The 16943-nt window shown below is 72.0% G+C and carries 14 protein-coding genes and 1 tRNA gene; 9 read left to right on the top strand and 6 right to left on the bottom strand.

Features of this window, described 5'->3' with window-relative positions; translation table 11 throughout:
- Positions 1 to 83: 83 nt before the first annotated feature.
- The 5 genes from AC3D3D_RS00270 to AC3D3D_RS00250 all read left to right on the top strand — a co-directional run bounded on the left by AC3D3D_RS00270 (position 84) and on the right by AC3D3D_RS00250 (position 4424).
- Positions 84 to 1052: an ABC transporter substrate-binding protein gene (locus AC3D3D_RS00270; protein ID WP_463661581.1), complete on the top strand. Its 969-nt coding sequence runs from the start codon at positions 84 to 86 to the stop codon at positions 1050 to 1052.
- A complete protein-coding gene (locus AC3D3D_RS00265) occupies positions 1049 to 2035 on the top strand; it encodes a substrate-binding domain-containing protein (RefSeq protein ID WP_463661582.1) in 987 nt (328 codons plus the stop codon). Before AC3D3D_RS00270 ends, AC3D3D_RS00265 begins: the two co-directional genes overlap by 4 nt.
- 86 nt (positions 2036 to 2121) lie before the next feature.
- Positions 2122 to 2505 carry a DoxX family protein gene (locus tag AC3D3D_RS00260; protein WP_463661583.1) on the top strand — a complete coding sequence of 128 codons (384 nt, stop codon included), beginning with the start codon at positions 2122 to 2124 and terminating at the stop codon, positions 2503 to 2505.
- A 5-nt stretch (positions 2506 to 2510) separates the two neighbouring features.
- On the top strand, positions 2511 to 2999 hold the full coding sequence (locus AC3D3D_RS00255; protein WP_463661584.1) for a helix-hairpin-helix domain-containing protein: 489 nt from the start codon (positions 2511 to 2513) through the stop codon (positions 2997 to 2999).
- A 42-nt stretch (positions 3000 to 3041) separates the two neighbouring features.
- Positions 3042 to 4424 carry a YibE/F family protein gene (locus AC3D3D_RS00250; protein WP_463661585.1) on the top strand — a complete coding sequence of 461 codons (1383 nt, stop codon included), beginning with the start codon at positions 3042 to 3044 and terminating at the stop codon, positions 4422 to 4424.
- Here the strand turns inward: AC3D3D_RS00250 and AC3D3D_RS00245 are convergent.
- Together AC3D3D_RS00245 and AC3D3D_RS00240 are read right to left on the bottom strand one after the other, a co-directional pair.
- Positions 4334 to 4762: a VOC family protein gene (locus tag AC3D3D_RS00245; protein ID WP_463661586.1), complete on the bottom strand. Its 429-nt coding sequence runs from the start codon at positions 4760 to 4762 to the stop codon at positions 4334 to 4336. The two genes, AC3D3D_RS00250 and AC3D3D_RS00245, sit on opposite strands and share 91 nt — an antisense overlap.
- A 114-nt stretch (positions 4763 to 4876) precedes the next feature.
- The gene (locus tag AC3D3D_RS00240) at positions 4877 to 6115 is read right to left on the bottom strand and encodes an MFS transporter (protein WP_463661587.1); all 1239 of its coding nucleotides are present in this window, start codon (positions 6113 to 6115) and stop codon (positions 4877 to 4879) included.
- Positions 6116 to 6247: 132 nt separating this feature from the next.
- Between AC3D3D_RS00240 and AC3D3D_RS00235 the strand changes: the two genes are divergently transcribed.
- On the top strand, positions 6248 to 6937 hold the full coding sequence (locus tag AC3D3D_RS00235) for a TetR/AcrR family transcriptional regulator (RefSeq protein ID WP_463661588.1): 690 nt from the start codon (positions 6248 to 6250) through the stop codon (positions 6935 to 6937).
- A gap of 93 nt (positions 6938 to 7030) precedes the next feature.
- Here the strand turns inward: AC3D3D_RS00235 and AC3D3D_RS00230 are convergent.
- A tRNA-Val gene (locus tag AC3D3D_RS00230) sits at positions 7031 to 7107 on the bottom strand.
- Positions 7108 to 7472: 365 nt separating this feature from the next.
- A complete protein-coding gene (locus AC3D3D_RS00225; RefSeq protein ID WP_463661589.1) occupies positions 7473 to 9617 on the bottom strand; it encodes an alkaline phosphatase in 2145 nt (714 codons plus the stop codon).
- Positions 9618 to 9888: 271 nt separating this feature from the next.
- Here AC3D3D_RS00225 and AC3D3D_RS00220 point away from each other — a divergent pair, with 271 nt between their 5' ends.
- Positions 9889 to 10485: a helix-turn-helix domain-containing protein gene (locus AC3D3D_RS00220; protein ID WP_463661590.1), complete on the top strand. Its 597-nt coding sequence runs from the start codon at positions 9889 to 9891 to the stop codon at positions 10483 to 10485.
- The gene (locus AC3D3D_RS00215; RefSeq protein ID WP_463661591.1) at positions 10485 to 11198 is read left to right on the top strand and encodes an SRPBCC family protein; all 714 of its coding nucleotides are present in this window, start codon (positions 10485 to 10487) and stop codon (positions 11196 to 11198) included. Before AC3D3D_RS00220 ends, AC3D3D_RS00215 begins: the two co-directional genes overlap by 1 nt.
- Positions 11199 to 11307: 109 nt before the next feature.
- Here AC3D3D_RS00215 and AC3D3D_RS00210 read toward each other — a convergent pair whose 3' ends face one another.
- Together AC3D3D_RS00210 and AC3D3D_RS00205 are read right to left on the bottom strand one after the other, a co-directional pair.
- Positions 11308 to 13116, bottom strand: a complete 1809-nt coding sequence (locus AC3D3D_RS00210) for a BCCT family transporter (protein WP_463661592.1) — start codon at positions 13114 to 13116, stop codon at positions 11308 to 11310.
- 259 nt (positions 13117 to 13375) lie between these two features.
- Positions 13376 to 13792 (bottom strand): DUF3052 domain-containing protein, encoded by a 417-nt coding sequence (locus AC3D3D_RS00205; protein ID WP_463661593.1) that lies wholly within the window; start codon positions 13790 to 13792, stop codon positions 13376 to 13378.
- A 256-nt stretch (positions 13793 to 14048) separates the two neighbouring features.
- Between AC3D3D_RS00205 and aceE the strand changes: the two genes are divergently transcribed.
- Entirely contained in the window at positions 14049 to 16790 is a 2742-nt protein-coding gene (gene aceE / locus AC3D3D_RS00200) for a pyruvate dehydrogenase (acetyl-transferring), homodimeric type (protein WP_463661594.1), read from the top strand.
- The last annotated feature ends 153 nt before the right edge of the window (positions 16791 to 16943 follow it).

Genomic DNA, 16943 nt, shown 5'->3' with positions numbered 1-16943 from the left:
GTTCGCTGACCGGTCTGCCGCTCCTCGGCACCGGCCCGCCTCTACCCGCCACCCGCCACCCGCCACCCGCACAAGGACATGACATGACCACGAACCGACGCCGCGCCGTAGCCGGCCTCATCGCCTCGGGCACCCTCCTTCTCGCCGCATGCGGCGGGGGCGGGGACAACGGAGACAGCTCCGGCGACGAGGACGGCCTGACCCCCGTGACGATCTCGACGCAGCCCATCGTCGACTCGGCACCGCTGCACCTCGGCCTCGACCAGGGCTTCTACGAGGAGGAGGGGATCGAACTGACGATCGAGTCCGCCGCCGGCGGCGCGGCCGTCATCCCCTCCGTCGTCTCGGGCGAGCACGAGTTCGGCCGCGGCAACCTGCTGTCCGCGATGGTCGCAGCCGAGCAGGGCCTGGACATCAGGTGCATCGCCAACGCCAACACCGCCCAGGGCGACCCCGACTTCTCCGCCGTGCTCGTCATGCCCGACTCGCCCATCGAGACCCCGGCCGACCTGGAGGGGGCGAACGTCTCGGTCAACACGCTCAACAACATCGGCGACACGATCATCCGCACGGCCGTCGAGCGCGACGGCGGCGACCCCTCGTCGATCGACTTCGTCGAGGTCCCGTTCCCCGAGGCGCCGGCTGCGCTGGAGACGGGCCAGGTCGACGCCGTGTGGGCCGTCGAGCCCTTCGTCACCGAGGCGCTCGACATGGGTGCCCGAGTCGTCTCCTGGCCCTTCGCGGAGATGCACCCCGACCTCGACGTCTCGTGCGTGTTCACCTCGGCGACGCTCATCGAGTCCGACCCCGAGCTGGTGGAGGCCTTCACCCGAGCGACGAACCGTTCGCTGGAGTTCTCCGAGGAGAACCCCGACGAGGTCCGGCGCATCACCGGCACGTACACCGAGATCGACGAGGACGTCCTCGAACGGATGGTGCTGCCGCGGTTCGTCCCCGAGATGAGCCGCGAGGCCGCCGAGCTCCTCGCCGAGCAAGCCGTCGCGTACGGCACGCTCAGCGAGCAGCCCGACCTCGACACCCTGCTGCCATGACGCGGCTCCAGCTCTCCTTCGCCGCCACCCGGTGCGACCGGTTCGCCGCCCTCCGGGAGGGCCGCGTCCGGCCGGACGGGATCGACCTCACCATGTTGTCCCTCCCGGTCGAGGACGTCTTCTTCCGCCAGCTCGCCCGCGCGGAGTTCGACGTCAGCGAGATGTCGCTGTCCTCGTACACGCTCGCGCGCGAGCGTGGAGACGATCGCTTCGTCGCCCTGCCCGTCTATCCCTCGCGGTACTTCCGCCACCAGAACATCTACGTGCGCACGGGCGCCCGCATCACCTCCCCCGAGGAGCTGGACGGGCGGCGGGTCGGGGTGCCCGAGTACCAGATGACGGCCCCCGTATGGCAGCGCGGGATCCTCGGTGAGCACCACGGCGTCGACCTCGACTCCATCACCTGGGTCACCGGCGGCGCCGAGTCACCCGGTCGGACCGAGAAGATCCCGCTCGACCTGCCCGCGCGGGTCTGCCTCGACCCGGCCCCGCCCGACCGGTCGCTCACCGACCTGCTGCGCGCGGGCGCGATCGACGGCCTGCTGACCGCGCACGATCCCGGGGCGCTGGCGGAGGGGCTCGTCACGCCGCTGTTCCCTGACGCACCGGCGGTCGAGGCCGACTACTTCCGGACGACGGGGATCTTCCCGATCATGCACGTGCTCGTGGTACGCCGCAAGATCCTCGAGCGGCACCCGTGGGTGGCCACCTCGCTGGTGGACGCGTGCCTCGCCGCCCGCGACGCCGCGATGGAGGACCTGCGCTACCGCTCGGCGCTGCTCATCGCGCTCCCCTGGCTCGCGGCCGAGCTCGACCGGACCGTCGCCCTGCTCGGGCCGGACTACTGGAGCTACGGCGTGCGGGAGAACCGGCACGTCCTCGACACCTTCCTGCGGTACGCCCACGAACAGGGACTCACCTCGCGGCAGTGGCCCGTCGAGGAGCTCGTCGACATGTCCACCGAGGAGCGGTACTCGATCTGACCGACGGACAGGGCGGCAGCCTGCCGGGCGCCAGCGTGCCGTTGGGCGAACGCCGGCACGGCCCACCCGGCGCGTACCGTGCCCGCATGAGCCGCCACACCGCCGGGTTCCTCACGACGCTGCTGGCCGGGGCCGGCGTCGCGCACCTCGTCGCGCCGAGGTCCTTCGACGCGATCGTCCCGCCCCAGCTCCCCGGACCCGCCCGGGTCTGGACCCAGGTGTCGGGGGTCGCCGAGCTCGGGGTCGCGGGTCTCCTCGCCGTCCCGCGCACGCGCCGGCTCGGCGGGCTCGCCGCGGCCGGCCTGTTCGTCGGTGTCTTCCCGGCGAACATCCGGATGGCGTACCTGTGGCGCCGGCGCCCACCGCTCGCACGGGCCGCCGTCTACCTGCGCCTCCCCCTCCAGGGGGTGCTCGTCGCCCAGGCGATGCACGTCGCCCGCGACGCACCGCCACGGACTGTGGGAGCGTGACCCGCATGACCACCGCCGCACAGCTACGCAGGACGGCCGAAGGCCACCCGGGCGTCCGCACCGAGGGGGCGTCGTACTCCGTCGAGGGCGTCCCCATCGCCTGGCTCGACGACGGCCTGCTCCGGCTGCGCCTGCCCGCCGCCGAGGCCGCCGACATGGCCGCGCAGCACGACGGCGCCGAGGTCCTCGACGACGGCGTACGGGTGCCGATCGCCAACGTCGGCGGCCAGGGCCTCAACTACTGGGTCCACCGCGCCTGGCTGCACGCCGCCCCGGCCGACCTCGCCGAGCGCAGCCGCGCCGCCGCGAGCGCCGAGCCCGGCGAGGTCGGCGACCTGCCCGCCTCGATCGGCCGACCGGCCACGCGCGCCCTCGCCGGCGCCGGGATCACCACGCTGGCGCAGGTCGGGTCGATGACCGACGCCGAGCTCCTCGCGCTGCACGGCGTCGGCCCGAAGGCGGTGCGCCTGCTGCGCGGAGCCACCACGGGCTGACCTCGGCGCGCCGGTCCGGCCCACACCCCGGCCTGCACGACCATGGAGGCCGTGTCCCACTCCCACGGCCCCGTCCGGCTCCCGGCCGTCACGACCCGGCGCGTGCGCGTCCTGCTCACCTGCCTCGTCGCCCCGCTGCTCGTCGCCACCGTCGTCGGCCTGCTCGCCCTGTGGCCGCGCGGGGAGAGCGCCGTCGGCTCGGTCACCCTCGTCGAGGACGAGTCGCACCTGGTCCCGGCCGTCGTCGTCGAGCCGCCCGACCTCGACGACCCCTACGAGTCGATGATCGTCGCCCGCCTCACGTCGGGCACCAACGAGGGCCTCGAGACCCGGGTCGCCTCCCCCCACCCGTCGGTGGCGAGCGAGATCGACGAGGGCGACGAGATCCAGCTGCTGTACGTGCCCGAGGCGATCGGCACCGGCACCCTCTACACCTTCTGGGACTTCGAGCGCACCGTGCCCGTCGGCTCGCTCGCCGCGATCTACCTCGTGGCGGTGCTCGCCGTCGCCCGGTGGAAGGGACTCGCGGCGGTCGGCGGTCTGCTGGCCTCGCTCGCCGTGGTCGCCTTCTTCATGCTGCCCGCGCTCATGGCGGGAACCTCACCGGTGCTCGTCGCACTCGTGGGCTCCTCGGCGATGATGTTTCTCGCGGTCTACCTGGCCCACGGGGTCTCGATCCGCACGACGACGGCGTTGCTCGGCACCTTCGTCGGACTGGCGGTGACGGTCCTGCTGGCGATGTGGGGCACGGACTCGGCGAACCTCACGGGCTCGAGCGAGAACGGGATCATGCTGCAGCAGCAGGTGGCCGGGCTCTCGTTGAGCGACCTGCTGCTGTGCGGGATCGTCGTCGCGGGGCTCGGCGCCCTCAACGATGTCACCATCACCCAGGCCTCCGCGGTGTGGGAGCTGTCGGTCGCCGACCCGCGCAGCTCGAGGCGGCGACTCTTCGGCCAGGGCATGCGCATCGGCCGCGACCACATCGCCTCGACCGTCTACACGCTCGCCTTCGCCTACGTCGGCACCGCGCTGCCGCTGCTCATGCTCGCCAGCCTGGTCCAGCGCCCCGTCGTCGACACCCTCATGAGCGCCGAGATCGCCGAGGAGGTGGTGCGCACGCTCGTCTCCTCGATCGGCCTCGTGCTCGCCATCCCGGTGACGACGGGGATCGCGGCCGTGCTGGCCCGGGTGGCGCCGACGGGGCCGCATTCGGGGGTCGAGGAGGCACAGGGCGCGACGACGACGGCGGACACGCCGGGGGCGGAATCGACGGTCGACGCCGCAACCGTGTCCGGCAACGACACCGACCCCCGCACCGCGTCCGAGGACGCCGATCAGGCGATCTCGATCCGCCCGTCCTCGTCGACCGGGAAGAACGGGTTGTGGGCGACCTCCCACAGGTGGCCGTCGGGATCGGCGAAGTAGCCAGAGTAGCCGCCCCACTCGACCCGTTCGGCAGGCTTCACCAGGCGGGCACCGGAGGCGACGGCGTGAGCGAGCGCCGCGTCGACCTCTTGCTCGGTGCCGGTGTTGATGGCCAGGGTGACGCCCCGGAACGCGGGGGCCGCGTCGGCGGGCATTCCGACGTCGGCGGCGAGGTCCGCGTGCCCGAACAGCCCGAGCCAGCTGTCCGCGGTGCGGAACCAGGTGATGGTGTCCTGGTCGCCGCGCTGCTCCCAGCCCAGCGCCCGGTAGAAGGCGACGGACCGGGCGAGGTCGGCGACCCCGAGCGTGACGATGGACAGGCGCGCGGGCGTGCTCATCGCCCCAGCGTGCGGCACCGGCGGGTCGGCGCCAAGGTGTTTCGCGCGGCTCCCTCGCCCACCATCACCGACCGCCGTCACCGCTCGGCGGACCCCCGCAGTCACCGGCCACTGTCACCGCACTGCGGCCTGCCGCTCCCTGCCGCTGAGCGCACCGGCGAGCAGCAGCACCACGAGCATGACGACCGGGACCGCGAGCAGGCCGAGGCGCAGCGAGGTGGCCTCGGCGATCTGCCCCACCACCGGCGGCGCTACGAGCGAGCCGATCCGCATGAGCCAGGAGACGACGGTCAGCCCCGTGCCGTGCCGCAGCCCGGGCAGCCGGTCGGCCTCGTCCATCGCAGCCGGGACCAGGGTGGCCACGCCGAATCCCGCCGCCGCGAACCCGGCGATCGTGCCGGGGACAGAGGGGAAGGCCAGGGCCAGCGCCATTCCGCCGCCGGCGAGGACGGCGCCGGCCCGGGCGACGCTTCGCTGCCCGAACCGGTCGACGAACCGGTCGCCCAGAATCCGCCCGACGAACTGGGCGCCGACCAGCGAGACGAACCCCAGCGCCGCCACCGGCCCGGCCGCGCCGAGCGAGTCCGAGAGGTAGAGCGTGGCCCACGAGCTGCCCGCGTCCTCGACGACGGCGCCCGCGACCGCGATGAGCACCAGGGCGACGAGGATCGCGATCGTCCGCGGCGAGACCCCGCCGAAGGACCGCCGCATCTCTGCGGCGCCGGCCACGGCCTCCTCGTCGACCGGGTCGTCCCGTCCGGGCAACGTCCGCCGCAGCGCCCACAGGGACACCGCGCCGAAGATCACCGCGGAGATCGCCAGGTGCAGCGCGACCGGCACCTCGAGCGCGATCGCGCCGGCGGCCATCGACCCACCGAGGACCGCGCCTGCCGACCACACGGCGTGGAAGGAGTGGATGATCGATCGCCCGAAGCTGCGCTGGACCCGCAGGGCGTGTGCGTTCTGCGCGACGTCGGTGATCGCGTCCATCGCCCCGCCGAGGAACAGCCCGAGCGCGAAGAGGGCCGCCGTCGGGGCGAGCCCCGCGCCGAGGATGCCCAGGCTCGTGAGGATCGTCCCGACGACGGCGACCCGCCCCGAGCCGAAGCGCCGGATGAGTGCGGCGGCCGCGAGCCCGGAGACCAGCGCGCCGGCCGGGAAGGCGGCGACAGCGAGTCCGTAGGCGGCGTCGCCCAGCCCGAGGTCGGTCTTGATCTCGGGGTACCTGGGCAGGATGTTGGCGAACAGCGCACCGTTGGTGAGGAACAGCGCGGACACGGCGGTGCGCGCCCGCCGGTCGGCGGGCGAGGGCGCCGACGACGCGGCAGGCGCCGGGTGGTTCGAGGACGTCACGCGTACGACCGTACATGCCTGACGTGTACGCTCGTACCTCCCGCCTCGGTGAGGTGGGCGACAGCCCGGAAGGACCGCGCCCGGGCCGGGCGGCGGCAGCGCATGGGCGAGGCGAGGAGCGACGGAGGAGCGATGGCGGACGAAGCGCGGACGCACCCGCGGCACGACCCCGCGCGCCGCGACCGGATCATCGACGCCTGCCTCGACGTCGTCGCGGAGCGCGGGGTCGCCGGCACCTCCCACCGTCGGGTCGCCGCGGCCGCCGGCGTGCCCCTGGGGTCGATGACCTATCACTTCACGGGGATGGACGAGCTGCTCCGCGAGGCCTTCGCCCGCTTCGCCGCCACCGTCGCCGAGCGGTACGAGCGGCGCCTCGCCGCGGTGCGTGGCGAGGTCTGGGAGGCCGCGGAGCCGGGGCCCGCCGAGCCGGGCACCGACGAGGCAGCGGCGAGAGAGGCCACGACGGCCGCGGAGCCAGGCACCACCGAGGCGACCACCACCGAGGCGACCGGCACCTCCCGGCTGCGCGACGCCGTCGTGCGGATCATCACCGAGGACACCCTCGGCGACGACCGCGACCTGCGGATCACCCTCGAGATCTACTCCCTGGCCGCCCGCGAGCCCGACTTCCGCGACCTCACCACCGCGTGGGCCGCCCGCACTCGCACCGCGCTCGAGCAGCACGTCGACCCGGTCACCGCACGCCAGCTCGACGCCCTCGTCGAGGGGCTCACGCTGCACCGCCGGCTCGACGGCGCCGGGGACGACCCGGCGATGGTCGCCGACGCCGTCGACCGCATCCTGCGTAGCCACGCGGGTTGACCGCGGCCCGGCGGCCCCGGCGAGCGGGGCGACACGGCTCGTCGGCGTTGCGACGCAGGATCGGTGCCGGCGCCGGTGCGCACCTCGATCCTCTGGTGGGCCCGGCCGGGTTCGAACCGGCGACCTACGCGGTGTAAACGCGGCGCTCTGACCAGCTGAGCTACGGGCCCGCGCGGATTCTACGTGCCCGGGCACCCCGGACATGCGCGACCGACCCGCGCTGCCCGCCGCTCGGCTGGTGCAGCACTCCCGCCCCCCGCTGACGCCGCCCTGTTCTCCACGGATCAACCGGCAATGTCACCTGTCAACCGACAGTGTCGGCTGATCGGTGACGTCACCGGTTGAAAGGTCGAGGGTCGACACCAGCGCGCCCGGACATGCGCGTGCCCCGCACGACGACGCATCAACCGTCGTCGTGCGGGGCGCGGCCCGCGCTCAGCCCGGGCGAATCAGGCACCCGAGCAGCTCACGCGCCCAGCGGCGCCTGGCGCCCGAACAGAACACGCACCTGGCACCATCACGCGCCCGATGACGCCTACGGCACGCGGCGCACGCCGAGGGTGTCCTCGCCGTCGCCGTTCCAGTCGCCGACGTACACCTCGTCGCCGGCCCGGCCGAAGCGCTGCTCGATGTCGGCGTCGCCGCCCGCGAGCGAGTTCGCCACCAGGTACTGGTTGCCCCGGCGCACCGCGAAGGTGTCCGCGCCGTCGCCGTCCCAGTCACCAGCGAGCGTGACGTCGCCCGGCCGGCCGTAGGAGAAGCTGTGCTCCGCCGGCCCCGAGGCGATCTGGTTGTGGACGAAGTACTCCGTCCCGCGGCGCACGGCGAGGGTGTCGGACCCGTCGCCGTCCCAGTCACCGACCACGACCGCGTCGCCCGCCCGGCCGTAACGCACCGTCACGTCGGCGTCCCCGCCGGTCAGGCTGTTGCGCACGTGGTACTCGTTCCCGCGGCGCACGGCCAGGGTGTCGACGCCGTCGCCGTCCCAGTCGCCCACGAGGACGGTGTCGCCCGCGTGCCCGTACCGCACGACCTGTTCCGCGGCGCCGCCGCGCGGGGCGTTGTTGATGAAGAACTCAGTGCCGCGCCGCACGGTGATGGAGTCCGTGCCGTCGCCGTCCCAGTCGCCCACGAGCACCTCGTCGGCGTCCCGGCCGTACCGGAAGACGTGGTTGGCCTGCGCGCTCCAGGAGTCGTTGAGGAAGAAGCCGTAGCGCTGCGGCTCGGGGTCGGGCTCCGGGTCGGGGTCCGGCCCGGGCTCGTCCGGCTGCGCCCACAGCTCGTCGAGGAGGACCTGCCCGAGGTCCGTGTTGTCGAGGTAGTCCCCGCGCACGGGGTCCTCGCCGGTGGCGCGGGCGGCGAGCTGCTCGGAGCCGGCGCCCTGGGCGAAGAACGGGACGAGGTGGTTGGAGTGGGCGAGCCGGTGCCACTCGTGGTCGGGCATCTGGCCGACGCCGTTGCTCACCATCGGGGTCCAGGCCGGTCCGGAGTCCGGCCCGCTGATGTAGCCGGCCTCGTGGTCGGCGGTGACGACGACCAGGGTCTCGTCCCACGAACTGTTCGTCTCGACCCAGTCGATGACGTCGTCGATCGCGGTGTGGAACTCGATCTGCTCCTCGACGACGCGCGCCGGCGCGTTGAGCTCGGAGGACCAGTCGATCGCGCCGGACTCGACGGCGAGGAAGAAGCCCTCGTCCGAGGCGTTGTCCAGGACGTTGAGCGCGCCCTGGGTCATCTCGTTCAGCTGCGGGACGGTCTCGGTGTACGGGTCGGTGAACGGCGCCTCGCTCTCCCCGGTGCCGCGCGCCTCCTGGGTGGTCGTCCACGCCTGCGCCACCCCCATGACGTGCGAGGGCGGTGCCTCGCTCGTCATCAGCTCCTGGAAGTCGGCGCGCTCCTCGATGAGCTCGAAGTCGGTCTCGCCGGCCTCGAGGGCGGTCCAGGTCTCCTCGCTCACGTAGTTGTAGTCCGGCTCGTCGTAGCGCTCGCCGCTGTCGTCGTACCAGGGGTGCCCGGCTCCCATGACGACGTTGAGCCCACTGTCGTGGACGAGCAGATCGGCCACCGCCAGGTAGTCCAGCCGGCTCTCGTTGTGCACCGCGAAGGCGGCGGGAGTCGGGTGCGGGAAGACGACGTTGGTGACGACGCCGGTGGCCCGTCCCTGCTCCTGGGCCCGCTCGACGACGTTCTCGATCGGCTCGCCGTCGGGCCCGACGCCGACCGCGCCGTTGGTGGTCTTCACGCCCGTGGCCAACGCCGTGGCGGCGGCGCCGGAGTCGGTGGGCGGCACGCCGAGCGAGGCGTCGAAGTCGCCCCACATCACCTCGGGGTCGTAGCCGCCCTCGACGGAGAACGTGCTCATCGCCAGCTGGACGTCGAAGCTCTCGTACCGCTCCGAGGGCCCCTGGTCGAAGCGCTCGATCTCGCCGGTCTCCGGGTCGACGGCCACCTGGTAGCGCGCACGGTCGTGCTCGTACAGGTTGGCCATGTCGATGTGGTTGAAGCCCATCCCGTCACCGATCATGACGATGACGTTCTCCGGCCCCTCGGCGCTCTCTCCCTCCGGCGCGAGGCCCTCGTCGTCGGCCAGGGCGGGGCTCGCCGCCGTCAGCACGAGCGTCACCGCCCCCAGCAGTCCCAGGGACGCTGCCCCTCGTCCGTTCGGCACTGTTCTGCGCATGCGCACGTCACCTTCTCGATCGTCGGTACCGCGACACCGGCCGGTGCCACGGCCCGCGCGACGGTAGGGAGCCGACGCATCCGCGGGACGACCCGTGGATGAATGACGGACGGCCCCCGGGTGAATGCCACTGATTGCTCGCATGAGCACGAACGGCCAGGTCGCGACCCCGCCAGGCACCGGCTCATGCCGACCAGGTACCGGCTCACCCCGCCCATCGCCGCACGCCGCCCCCCTTGCCAACTTTTTCTGTCAAGGCAACGCTCGACGCATGCTCGACGTCGACGTCATCGACGACCCGGCCGCCGCGGCGGCCACCCTGGACCCGGTGCGCGCCCGCATCCTCGCCGCGCTGGCCGAGCCCGCCTCGGCCAGCGCGCTCGCGCCCCTGCTCGGCCTGCCTCGCCAGAAGCTCGGGTACCACCTCAAGGTGCTCGAGGAGCACGGCCTGGTCGAGCTCGTCGAGGAGCGCCGGCGCGGCAACTTCACCGAGCGCGTCATGCGCTCGCGCTCGGCCGCCTACGTCATCTCGCCCGCCGTCCTGGCCGAGGTGGCACCCGACCCCGCGCGGGCACCGGACCGGGTCTCGGCCGCCTGGCTCCTCTCGCTGGCCGCGCGGCTCGTGCGCGACGTCGGCGTACTGCTCGCCGGCGCCCGCCGCACGGGTAGGCGCACCGTGACCTTCACCGTCGACGGGGAGGTCCGGTTCGCCTCCGCGGCCGACCGGGCCAACTTCACCACCGAGGTCGAGGCCGCGGTCACCGACCTCGTCCGTCGCTACCACTCCCCCGACGCCGGCGGGGCACGTCGCCACCGCCTCGTCCTCGTCGTCCACCCGCACGTCCCCACCACCGACAGGAGACCCTGATGTCCGACCGCTTCGAGATCCGCAAGGAGGTCGCCCTGCCGGCGAGCCCCGAGCAGGTGTGGCGCGCCGTCGCCACCCGTGAGGGTCAGCGGGCCTGGTCCCCCGACCCCGAGGCCATCGAGGCCGAGGGCATGGTCGTCGAGGCCGAGGAGCCCCGTCGGCTGTACGTGCGCACCCCTGAGCAGGACAACGGGGCGTTCCATGCCTTCGAGTACCTCATCGAGGCGTGCGACGGTGCGACCACGGTCCTGCGCTTCGTCCACTCCGGCTTCCTCGGCACCGACTGGGACGACGAGTTCGACTACGGTTCGATGACCTCCTACGGGTGGGACATGTACCTGCACACCCTCACCCAGTACCTCACCCACTTCGCCGACCGGCCGGCCACCTACGTCGAGGCCACCGGCCCGGAGTCCTCCTCGGCGCCGGAGTCCTACGCGGCCCTCGAGCGCGCGCTCGGCCTCACCGAGGCGCCGGTCGTGGGCCAGGAGGTCCACCTGACGCCCGCGGGGCTCGACCCGCTCGACGGCGTCGTCGACTACGTCCAGGAAGGCGGCCTGGTGGCGGTGCGCACGAAGGACGGCCTGTTCCGCTTCCACAACCTGGCGCCGATGGGCATGCCGGTCGCCGTCGGCCACTACTACTACGTCGACGTCGACGCCGCGGCGACGACGCAGGCCTGGTCCGACTGGCTGGCCCGCGTCTTCGCCTGAGTCCGCCCGGCCGACGACGACGGCGCGGCAGCTCCGCCGTCGTCGGACGTGACGACCTGATCGGGCCGGCCCGGGACGCACCGTGCGCGGGCCGGCCGGACCGCCGCCGTCAGTCGCCGTGCTCCGGCGCTGATCGCGCGGACGCCGCGGTCCCGGCGCCACCGCTGGCCGCTGCGCTGCCCGTACGCCCGGGCAGGGTGGCGTTGCGACGAGGACCGCGGTGCCGACGTCGGACGTAGGGGTCGCGCATCCGCGGCGTCTCCGAGGCTGCCTCGGGTGCGACGACGATGCCCTCGGTGTCGTGCTCCTCCTCGTCGTGGCGACGCTCGAGCTCCTCGGGCGGGAGGACCTTCTTCCACGCTCGCGTGCGTACCGGGGGGAGCTCGCCGGCGTCCTCGCGCAGCGCCCGGTACACCGCGTACATCTGGAAGTAGGCGATGATGAAGAACGGCAGCCCGACGAGGATGATCGTCGACTCCAACGCCTTCAGGCCGCCCTGCCCGGAGAAGACGAGCAGCGTGGCGGTGATGACGCCGATCGCCACGGCCCAGAAGATGCGCTGACCGAGCGGGTTGAAGTCCTCGTGGCCGTTGGCCATGGTGTCGGTGACCAGGGCGGCCGAGTCCACCGAGGTGACGAAGAAGACCACCACGAGGACGATGGCCAACACCGACAGGATCGCGGCCCCCGGATAGTGCTCGAGGAAGGCGAACAGCGCCCCCGGGACGTCCCCGTCACCGACGACACGTTCGACGAGTCCGCCGTCGCCGTGCAGCTCGATGTCGAAGGCGGAGAAGCCGAAGATCCCGAACCACAGGACCGAGAAGCCGGCCGGGATGGCGAGCACGCCGGCGACGAACTGACGGATCGTGCGGCCCTTGGAGATCCGAGCGATGAAGATGCCCACGAACGGCGACCACGAGATGGTCCACGCCCAGTAGAAGACGGTCCACGTGTTCTGCCAGCCGGTGTCGGCAAAGGTGTCGTTCCAGAAGGCCAGCTCGGGCAGGTTGACCAGGTAGCTGCCGAAGGCCTCGATGGTGCCGCGCAGGACGAACAGGGTCGAGCCGGCCAGGAGGACGAAGATGAGCAGCCCCACCGCCGCGACGATGTTGAGGTTGGACAGGACCTTGATGCCCTTCTCCAGGCCGAGGGCCACCGAGATGAGCGCGATGCCGCAGACCACGGCGATGATGATCAGCTGCCACAGCGCGTTCTCGGGCATGCCGAAGAGCTGGGACATGCCGCTGTTGATCTGCAGTGTGCCGAGCCCGACGGAGACAGCGATGCCGAAGATCGTGCCGACGATGGCGACGATGTCGATGACCCGCCCGATCGGCCCGTGGATCCGCTCGCCGAGGATCGGCTGGAAGATCGAGCTCACGCGCGGCGGCAGGTTGCGCTTGTGGATGAAGTAGGCGAAGCACAGGCCGGGCAGGGCGAAGATCGCCCAGGTGTGCATCGTGAAGTGGTAGAAGGTGAAGTTCATGGCGTCCGACGCCGCCGCGGCAGTCTCGGCCTCGACGCCCAGCGAGGGGCCGCGGGGCGGGGCACCGAAGTGGCTGATCGGCTCGGCGACGCCCCAGAACATGAGGATCGAGCCGATGCCGGCCGCGAAGAGCATGGCGAACCAGGCGCCGCCGGAGTGCTCGGGGGCCTCGTCGTCGGGGCCCAGCTTGACGCGCCCGAACCGCCCGATCGCGATGAAGATGAGGAACGCGAGGAACACGGTCACGCCGAGGATGTAGAACCAGCCGAGGTTCGTCAGCAACCAGTCCGAACCGGCGCTGACGGCCGAGTCGATCGGGCCCGTGAAGGCGATCGTCAGGATGACGTAGCCGATGAGGATCGCGGCCGCGCCGAAGAAGATCGTCGGCGAGGTACGCAACCGGAAGAAGTCGTGCAATCGGTCGAGCATGGGCGATCACTCCTGGAGGTCGTGTCGGCGTCCGTGCAGGTGCGCCGGTGACCGTGCGCGCATGCTCACGAGCATGTGTGACGGGAACCGACTTCCGGAAACATATCCGGACGGCGCGACGAACGTGGGACCTCGGGATGAGGTGATGCACAGTTGTCGTCCCCGCGGCGATATCCCGCGCGAGCGGGACACGGCCTGCGCGGCGGGCAACTTCCCGCGCGGTGACGTCCCGCGCGAGCGGGACACGACCTGGGCCCCGCTACTTCCCGCGCGAGCGGGACACCACCTGCGTACCCGACCAGTCCGCGCCGGCGGATACGGCGGAGGTGGCGTTCATCCCCGCGGTCCGGGCGGCCTCGGAGATCTCGGCGGGCCCCACGTGCTCGGGCGAGGTCGGCTTGGGCGTGAGGACCCAGATCGTCCCGCCGTCGTCGAGGTTGGCCTGCGCGTCGACGAGCAGGTCGGTGAGGTCGCCCTCCTCGGCGTCGGACTTCCGCCACCAGATGATCGCGCCGTCGCAGACGTCGGAGTGGTCCTCGTCGACGAGCTCGGTGCCGGTGCGGGTCTCGACGGCCTCGCGCAGCCCGTCGTCGGCGTCGTCGTCCCACCAGAACTCCTGGACGACCTGACCAGGTTCGAACGCCCCGGTGACTGCCTCGTACGCACTGGCGTGCACGGCCCGACTGCTCCTCCCCGGGCCTGCGCCCGAACGATGCCTGCCGGGGGTCCCCGGCAGGTCTGGCTCTACCCCACCGCAGCGGGGGCCCGTCTGCAAGCACCCCCGCCGCGTTGTCACCCCGCACGGTATCGGGCATCTCACCTATGTGGCGGTGCGCCGTACGGTGGGCCGGCCCCGGCGCGACAGCCTACGATGGTCGGGCCCCACCCCCGGCGTCGGACTTCGCGGCGCCCCATCCGGGAAGTGAGATGACGTGACTGCCACTGATCACGGACGCCCGCTGATCGACGGCCTGCTGAGCCAGGTACCGGACATCGACGCGGACGAGACCGCCGAATGGCTCGAGTCCCTCGACGGTCTCATCGACGAGCGGGGCGGACCCCGCGCGCGGTTCATCCTGCTCAACCTGCTCAGGCACGCACGACGCCGGGACGTCTCCGTCCCGGGCAACCTCACCACCCCGCACGTCAACACGATCGGCGTCGAGGACGAGCCCTACTTCCCCGGCGACGAGGCCGTCGAGCGCACGTACCGCGGCTGGATCCGCTGGAACGCCGCGGTGATGGTGGCGCGGGCGCAGAAGCCCGACGTCGCCGTCGGCGGGCACCTGTCCTCCTACGCCTCGGTCGCCACGCTCTACGAGGTCGGCCTCAACCACTTCTTCCGCGGCAAGGACCACCCGGGCGGCGGCGACCAGATCTTCTGGCAGGGCCACGCCTCGCCGGGCAACTACGCCCGCGCGTACGTCGAGGGCCGCCTGACCGAGGCCGACCTGGACGGCTTCCGCCAGGAGTACAGCCACCGCGAGGACGGCCGGGGCCTGCCCAGCTACCCGCACCCCCACCAGATGCCCGACTTCTGGGAGTTCCCCACGGTCTCGATGGGCCTGGGGCCCTCGGGCGCGATCTACCAGGCCTGGTTCAACCGCTACCTGGCCGAGCGCGGCATCAAGGACACCTCCGACCAGCGCGTGTGGGCCTTCCTCGGCGACGGCGAGATGGACGAGCCCGAGTCGCGCGGCATGCTCCAGCTGGCCGCCCACCAGGGCCTGGACAACCTGACCTTCGTCGTCAACTGCAACCTGCAGCGGCTCGACGGCCCGGTGCGCGGCAACAGCCAGATCATCCGGGAGCTCGAGGCCTTCTTCCGCGGCGCGGGCTGGAACGTCATCAAGGTCGTCTGGGGCCGCGAGTGGGACGCCCTACTGCAGGCCGACAAGGACCGCGCGCTGGTCAACCTCATGGACTCGACCAACGACGGCGACTACCAGACCTTCAAGGCCAACGACGGCGCCTACGTCCGCGAGCACTTCTTCGGCCGCGACCCGCGCACGAAGGCCCTGGTCAAGGACATGACCGACGACCAGATCTGGGCGCTCAAGCGCGGCGGTCACGACTACCGCAAGATCTTCGCCGCCTACACCGCGGCCACCAAGCACACCGGTCAGCCGACCGTCATCCTCGCGCACACCGTCAAGGGCTACGGCCTGGGGCCGCACTTCGCCGGCCGCAACGCCACGCACCAGATGAAGAAGATGCAGGTCGCCGACCTGAAGATGCTGCGCGACTCGATGCGGATCCCGATCAGCGACGAGCAGCTCGAGGACCCCTACGACGCGCCGTACTACCGGCCCGACGAGGACGACCCGACGCTGCAGTACATGCTCGAGCGCCGTCGTGTCCTTGGCGGGTACGTGCCCGAGCGCCGTGAGCCGGACAACAGCCTCACGCTGCCCGGCGACAAGCCCTACGAGGTGCTGGCCAAGGGCTCGGGCAAGCAGGAGGTCGCCACGACGATGGCGTTCGTCCGGCTGCTCAAGGAGCTCATCAAGGACAAGGAGATCGGCCGGCACATCGTGCCGATCATCCCCGACGAGGCCCGCACGTTCGGCCTGGACTCGATCTTCCCGACGGCGAAGATCTTCAACACCTCGGGCCAGAACTACACGCCGGTCGACGCCGAGCTCATGCTCTCCTACAAGGAGTCCGAGCAGGGGCAGATCATGCACACCGGCATCAACGAGGCCGGGTCCGCCTCGCTGCTGCAGGCGATCGGCACCTCGCACGCCACGCACGGCGTGCCGATGATCCCGGTCTACATCTTCTACTCGATGTTCGGCTTCCAGCGCACCGGCGACCAGTTCTGGGCCGCCGGCGACCAGCTGTCCCGGGGCTTCGTCATCGGAGCGACCGCGGGCCGCACGACGCTGGCCGGTGAGGGCACGCAGCACATGGACGGCCACTCGCCGGTGCTCGCCTCGACCAACCCGGCCTTCGTGCACTACGACCCGGCCTACGGCTACGAGATCCGGCACATCGTCCGCGACGGTCTGCAGCGGATGTACGGCCAGGACGAGCGCGACCCCAACGTCCTGTACTACCTCACGGTGTACAACGAGCCGCTGCAGCAGCCGGCCGAGCCGGAGGACGTCGACGTCGAGGGCATCCTCAAGGGCATCCACCAGGTCTCCCCCGCCGAGGGCGACGGCCCGTGGGTCCAGCTCCTCGCCTCGGGCGTGGGTGTGCCGTGGGCGCTGCACGCCAAGGAGATCCTCGCCGAGGACTGGGGCGTGCGCGCCGGTGTCTGGTCGGTGACCAGCTGGTACGAGCTGCGCCGGGAGGCGCTCGAGGTCGAGAAGCACAACTTCCTCAACCCCGAGGACCAGAAGGTGCCCTACGTGACCTCCAAGCTCGACGGCGCGGGCGGTCCCTTCGTGGCCACCTCCGACTACGAGCACCAGGTCCAGGACGCCATTCGCCAGTGGGTGCCCGGTGACTACCTCACGCTCGGCGCGGACGGCTTCGGCTACTCCGACACCCGTCCGGCGGCGCGTCGCCAGTTCCTCATCGACTCCCACTCCATGGTGGTCAAGGCCCTCCAGGGTCTGGTCCGCCAGGGGTCGATGGAGCCCGGCGTCGTGCGGCAGGCCATCGAGAAGTACGACCTGCTCAACCCGAAGGCGGGCCAGTCCGGCACCGCCGGCGGCGACGCCTGACAAGCTCGGCGCTCGCCGCCATGGCGAGTGAGCAGTTTTCTGCCTGACGAGTGAGCGCTCGCCGGTCCGGTGCGGATCGACGGGGTGCACCCGCCCGCACCTGAGGCAGAGCAGTACGAAGGGGCGCCCGGCTTCGGCCGGGCGCCCTTCGTG

Source organism: Georgenia sp. X1117 (assembly GCF_057784635.1).
Note: the sequence above shows the minus strand (reverse complement) of the source record. Positions and strands in the feature narration are given on the sequence as shown.

Excerpts from the sequence above, each read along its gene's own strand:
- AC3D3D_RS00220 (WP_463661590.1), top strand. The coding sequence starts at position 9,889 with ATGCTCGACGTCGACGTCATCGACGACCCGGCCGCCGCGGCGGCCACC.
- AC3D3D_RS00235 (WP_463661588.1), top strand. The coding sequence starts at position 6,248 with ATGGCGGACGAAGCGCGGACGCACCCGCGGCACGACCCCGCGCGCCGC.
- AC3D3D_RS00255 (WP_463661584.1), top strand. The coding sequence starts at position 2,511 with ATGACCACCGCCGCACAGCTACGCAGGACGGCCGAAGGCCACCCGGGC.
- AC3D3D_RS00270 (WP_463661581.1), top strand. The coding sequence starts at position 84 with ATGACCACGAACCGACGCCGCGCCGTAGCCGGCCTCATCGCCTCGGGC.
- AC3D3D_RS00210 (WP_463661592.1), bottom strand. The coding sequence starts at position 13,116 with ATGCTCGACCGATTGCACGACTTCTTCCGGTTGCGTACCTCGCCGACG.
- AC3D3D_RS00265 (WP_463661582.1), top strand. The coding sequence starts at position 1,049 with ATGACGCGGCTCCAGCTCTCCTTCGCCGCCACCCGGTGCGACCGGTTC.
- AC3D3D_RS00250 (WP_463661585.1), top strand. The coding sequence starts at position 3,042 with ATGGAGGCCGTGTCCCACTCCCACGGCCCCGTCCGGCTCCCGGCCGTC.
- AC3D3D_RS00225 (WP_463661589.1), bottom strand. The coding sequence starts at position 9,617 with ATGCGCAGAACAGTGCCGAACGGACGAGGGGCAGCGTCCCTGGGACTG.
- AC3D3D_RS00260 (WP_463661583.1), top strand. The coding sequence starts at position 2,122 with ATGAGCCGCCACACCGCCGGGTTCCTCACGACGCTGCTGGCCGGGGCC.
- AC3D3D_RS00215 (WP_463661591.1), top strand. The coding sequence starts at position 10,485 with ATGTCCGACCGCTTCGAGATCCGCAAGGAGGTCGCCCTGCCGGCGAGC.
- AC3D3D_RS00245 (WP_463661586.1), bottom strand. The coding sequence starts at position 4,762 with ATGAGCACGCCCGCGCGCCTGTCCATCGTCACGCTCGGGGTCGCCGAC.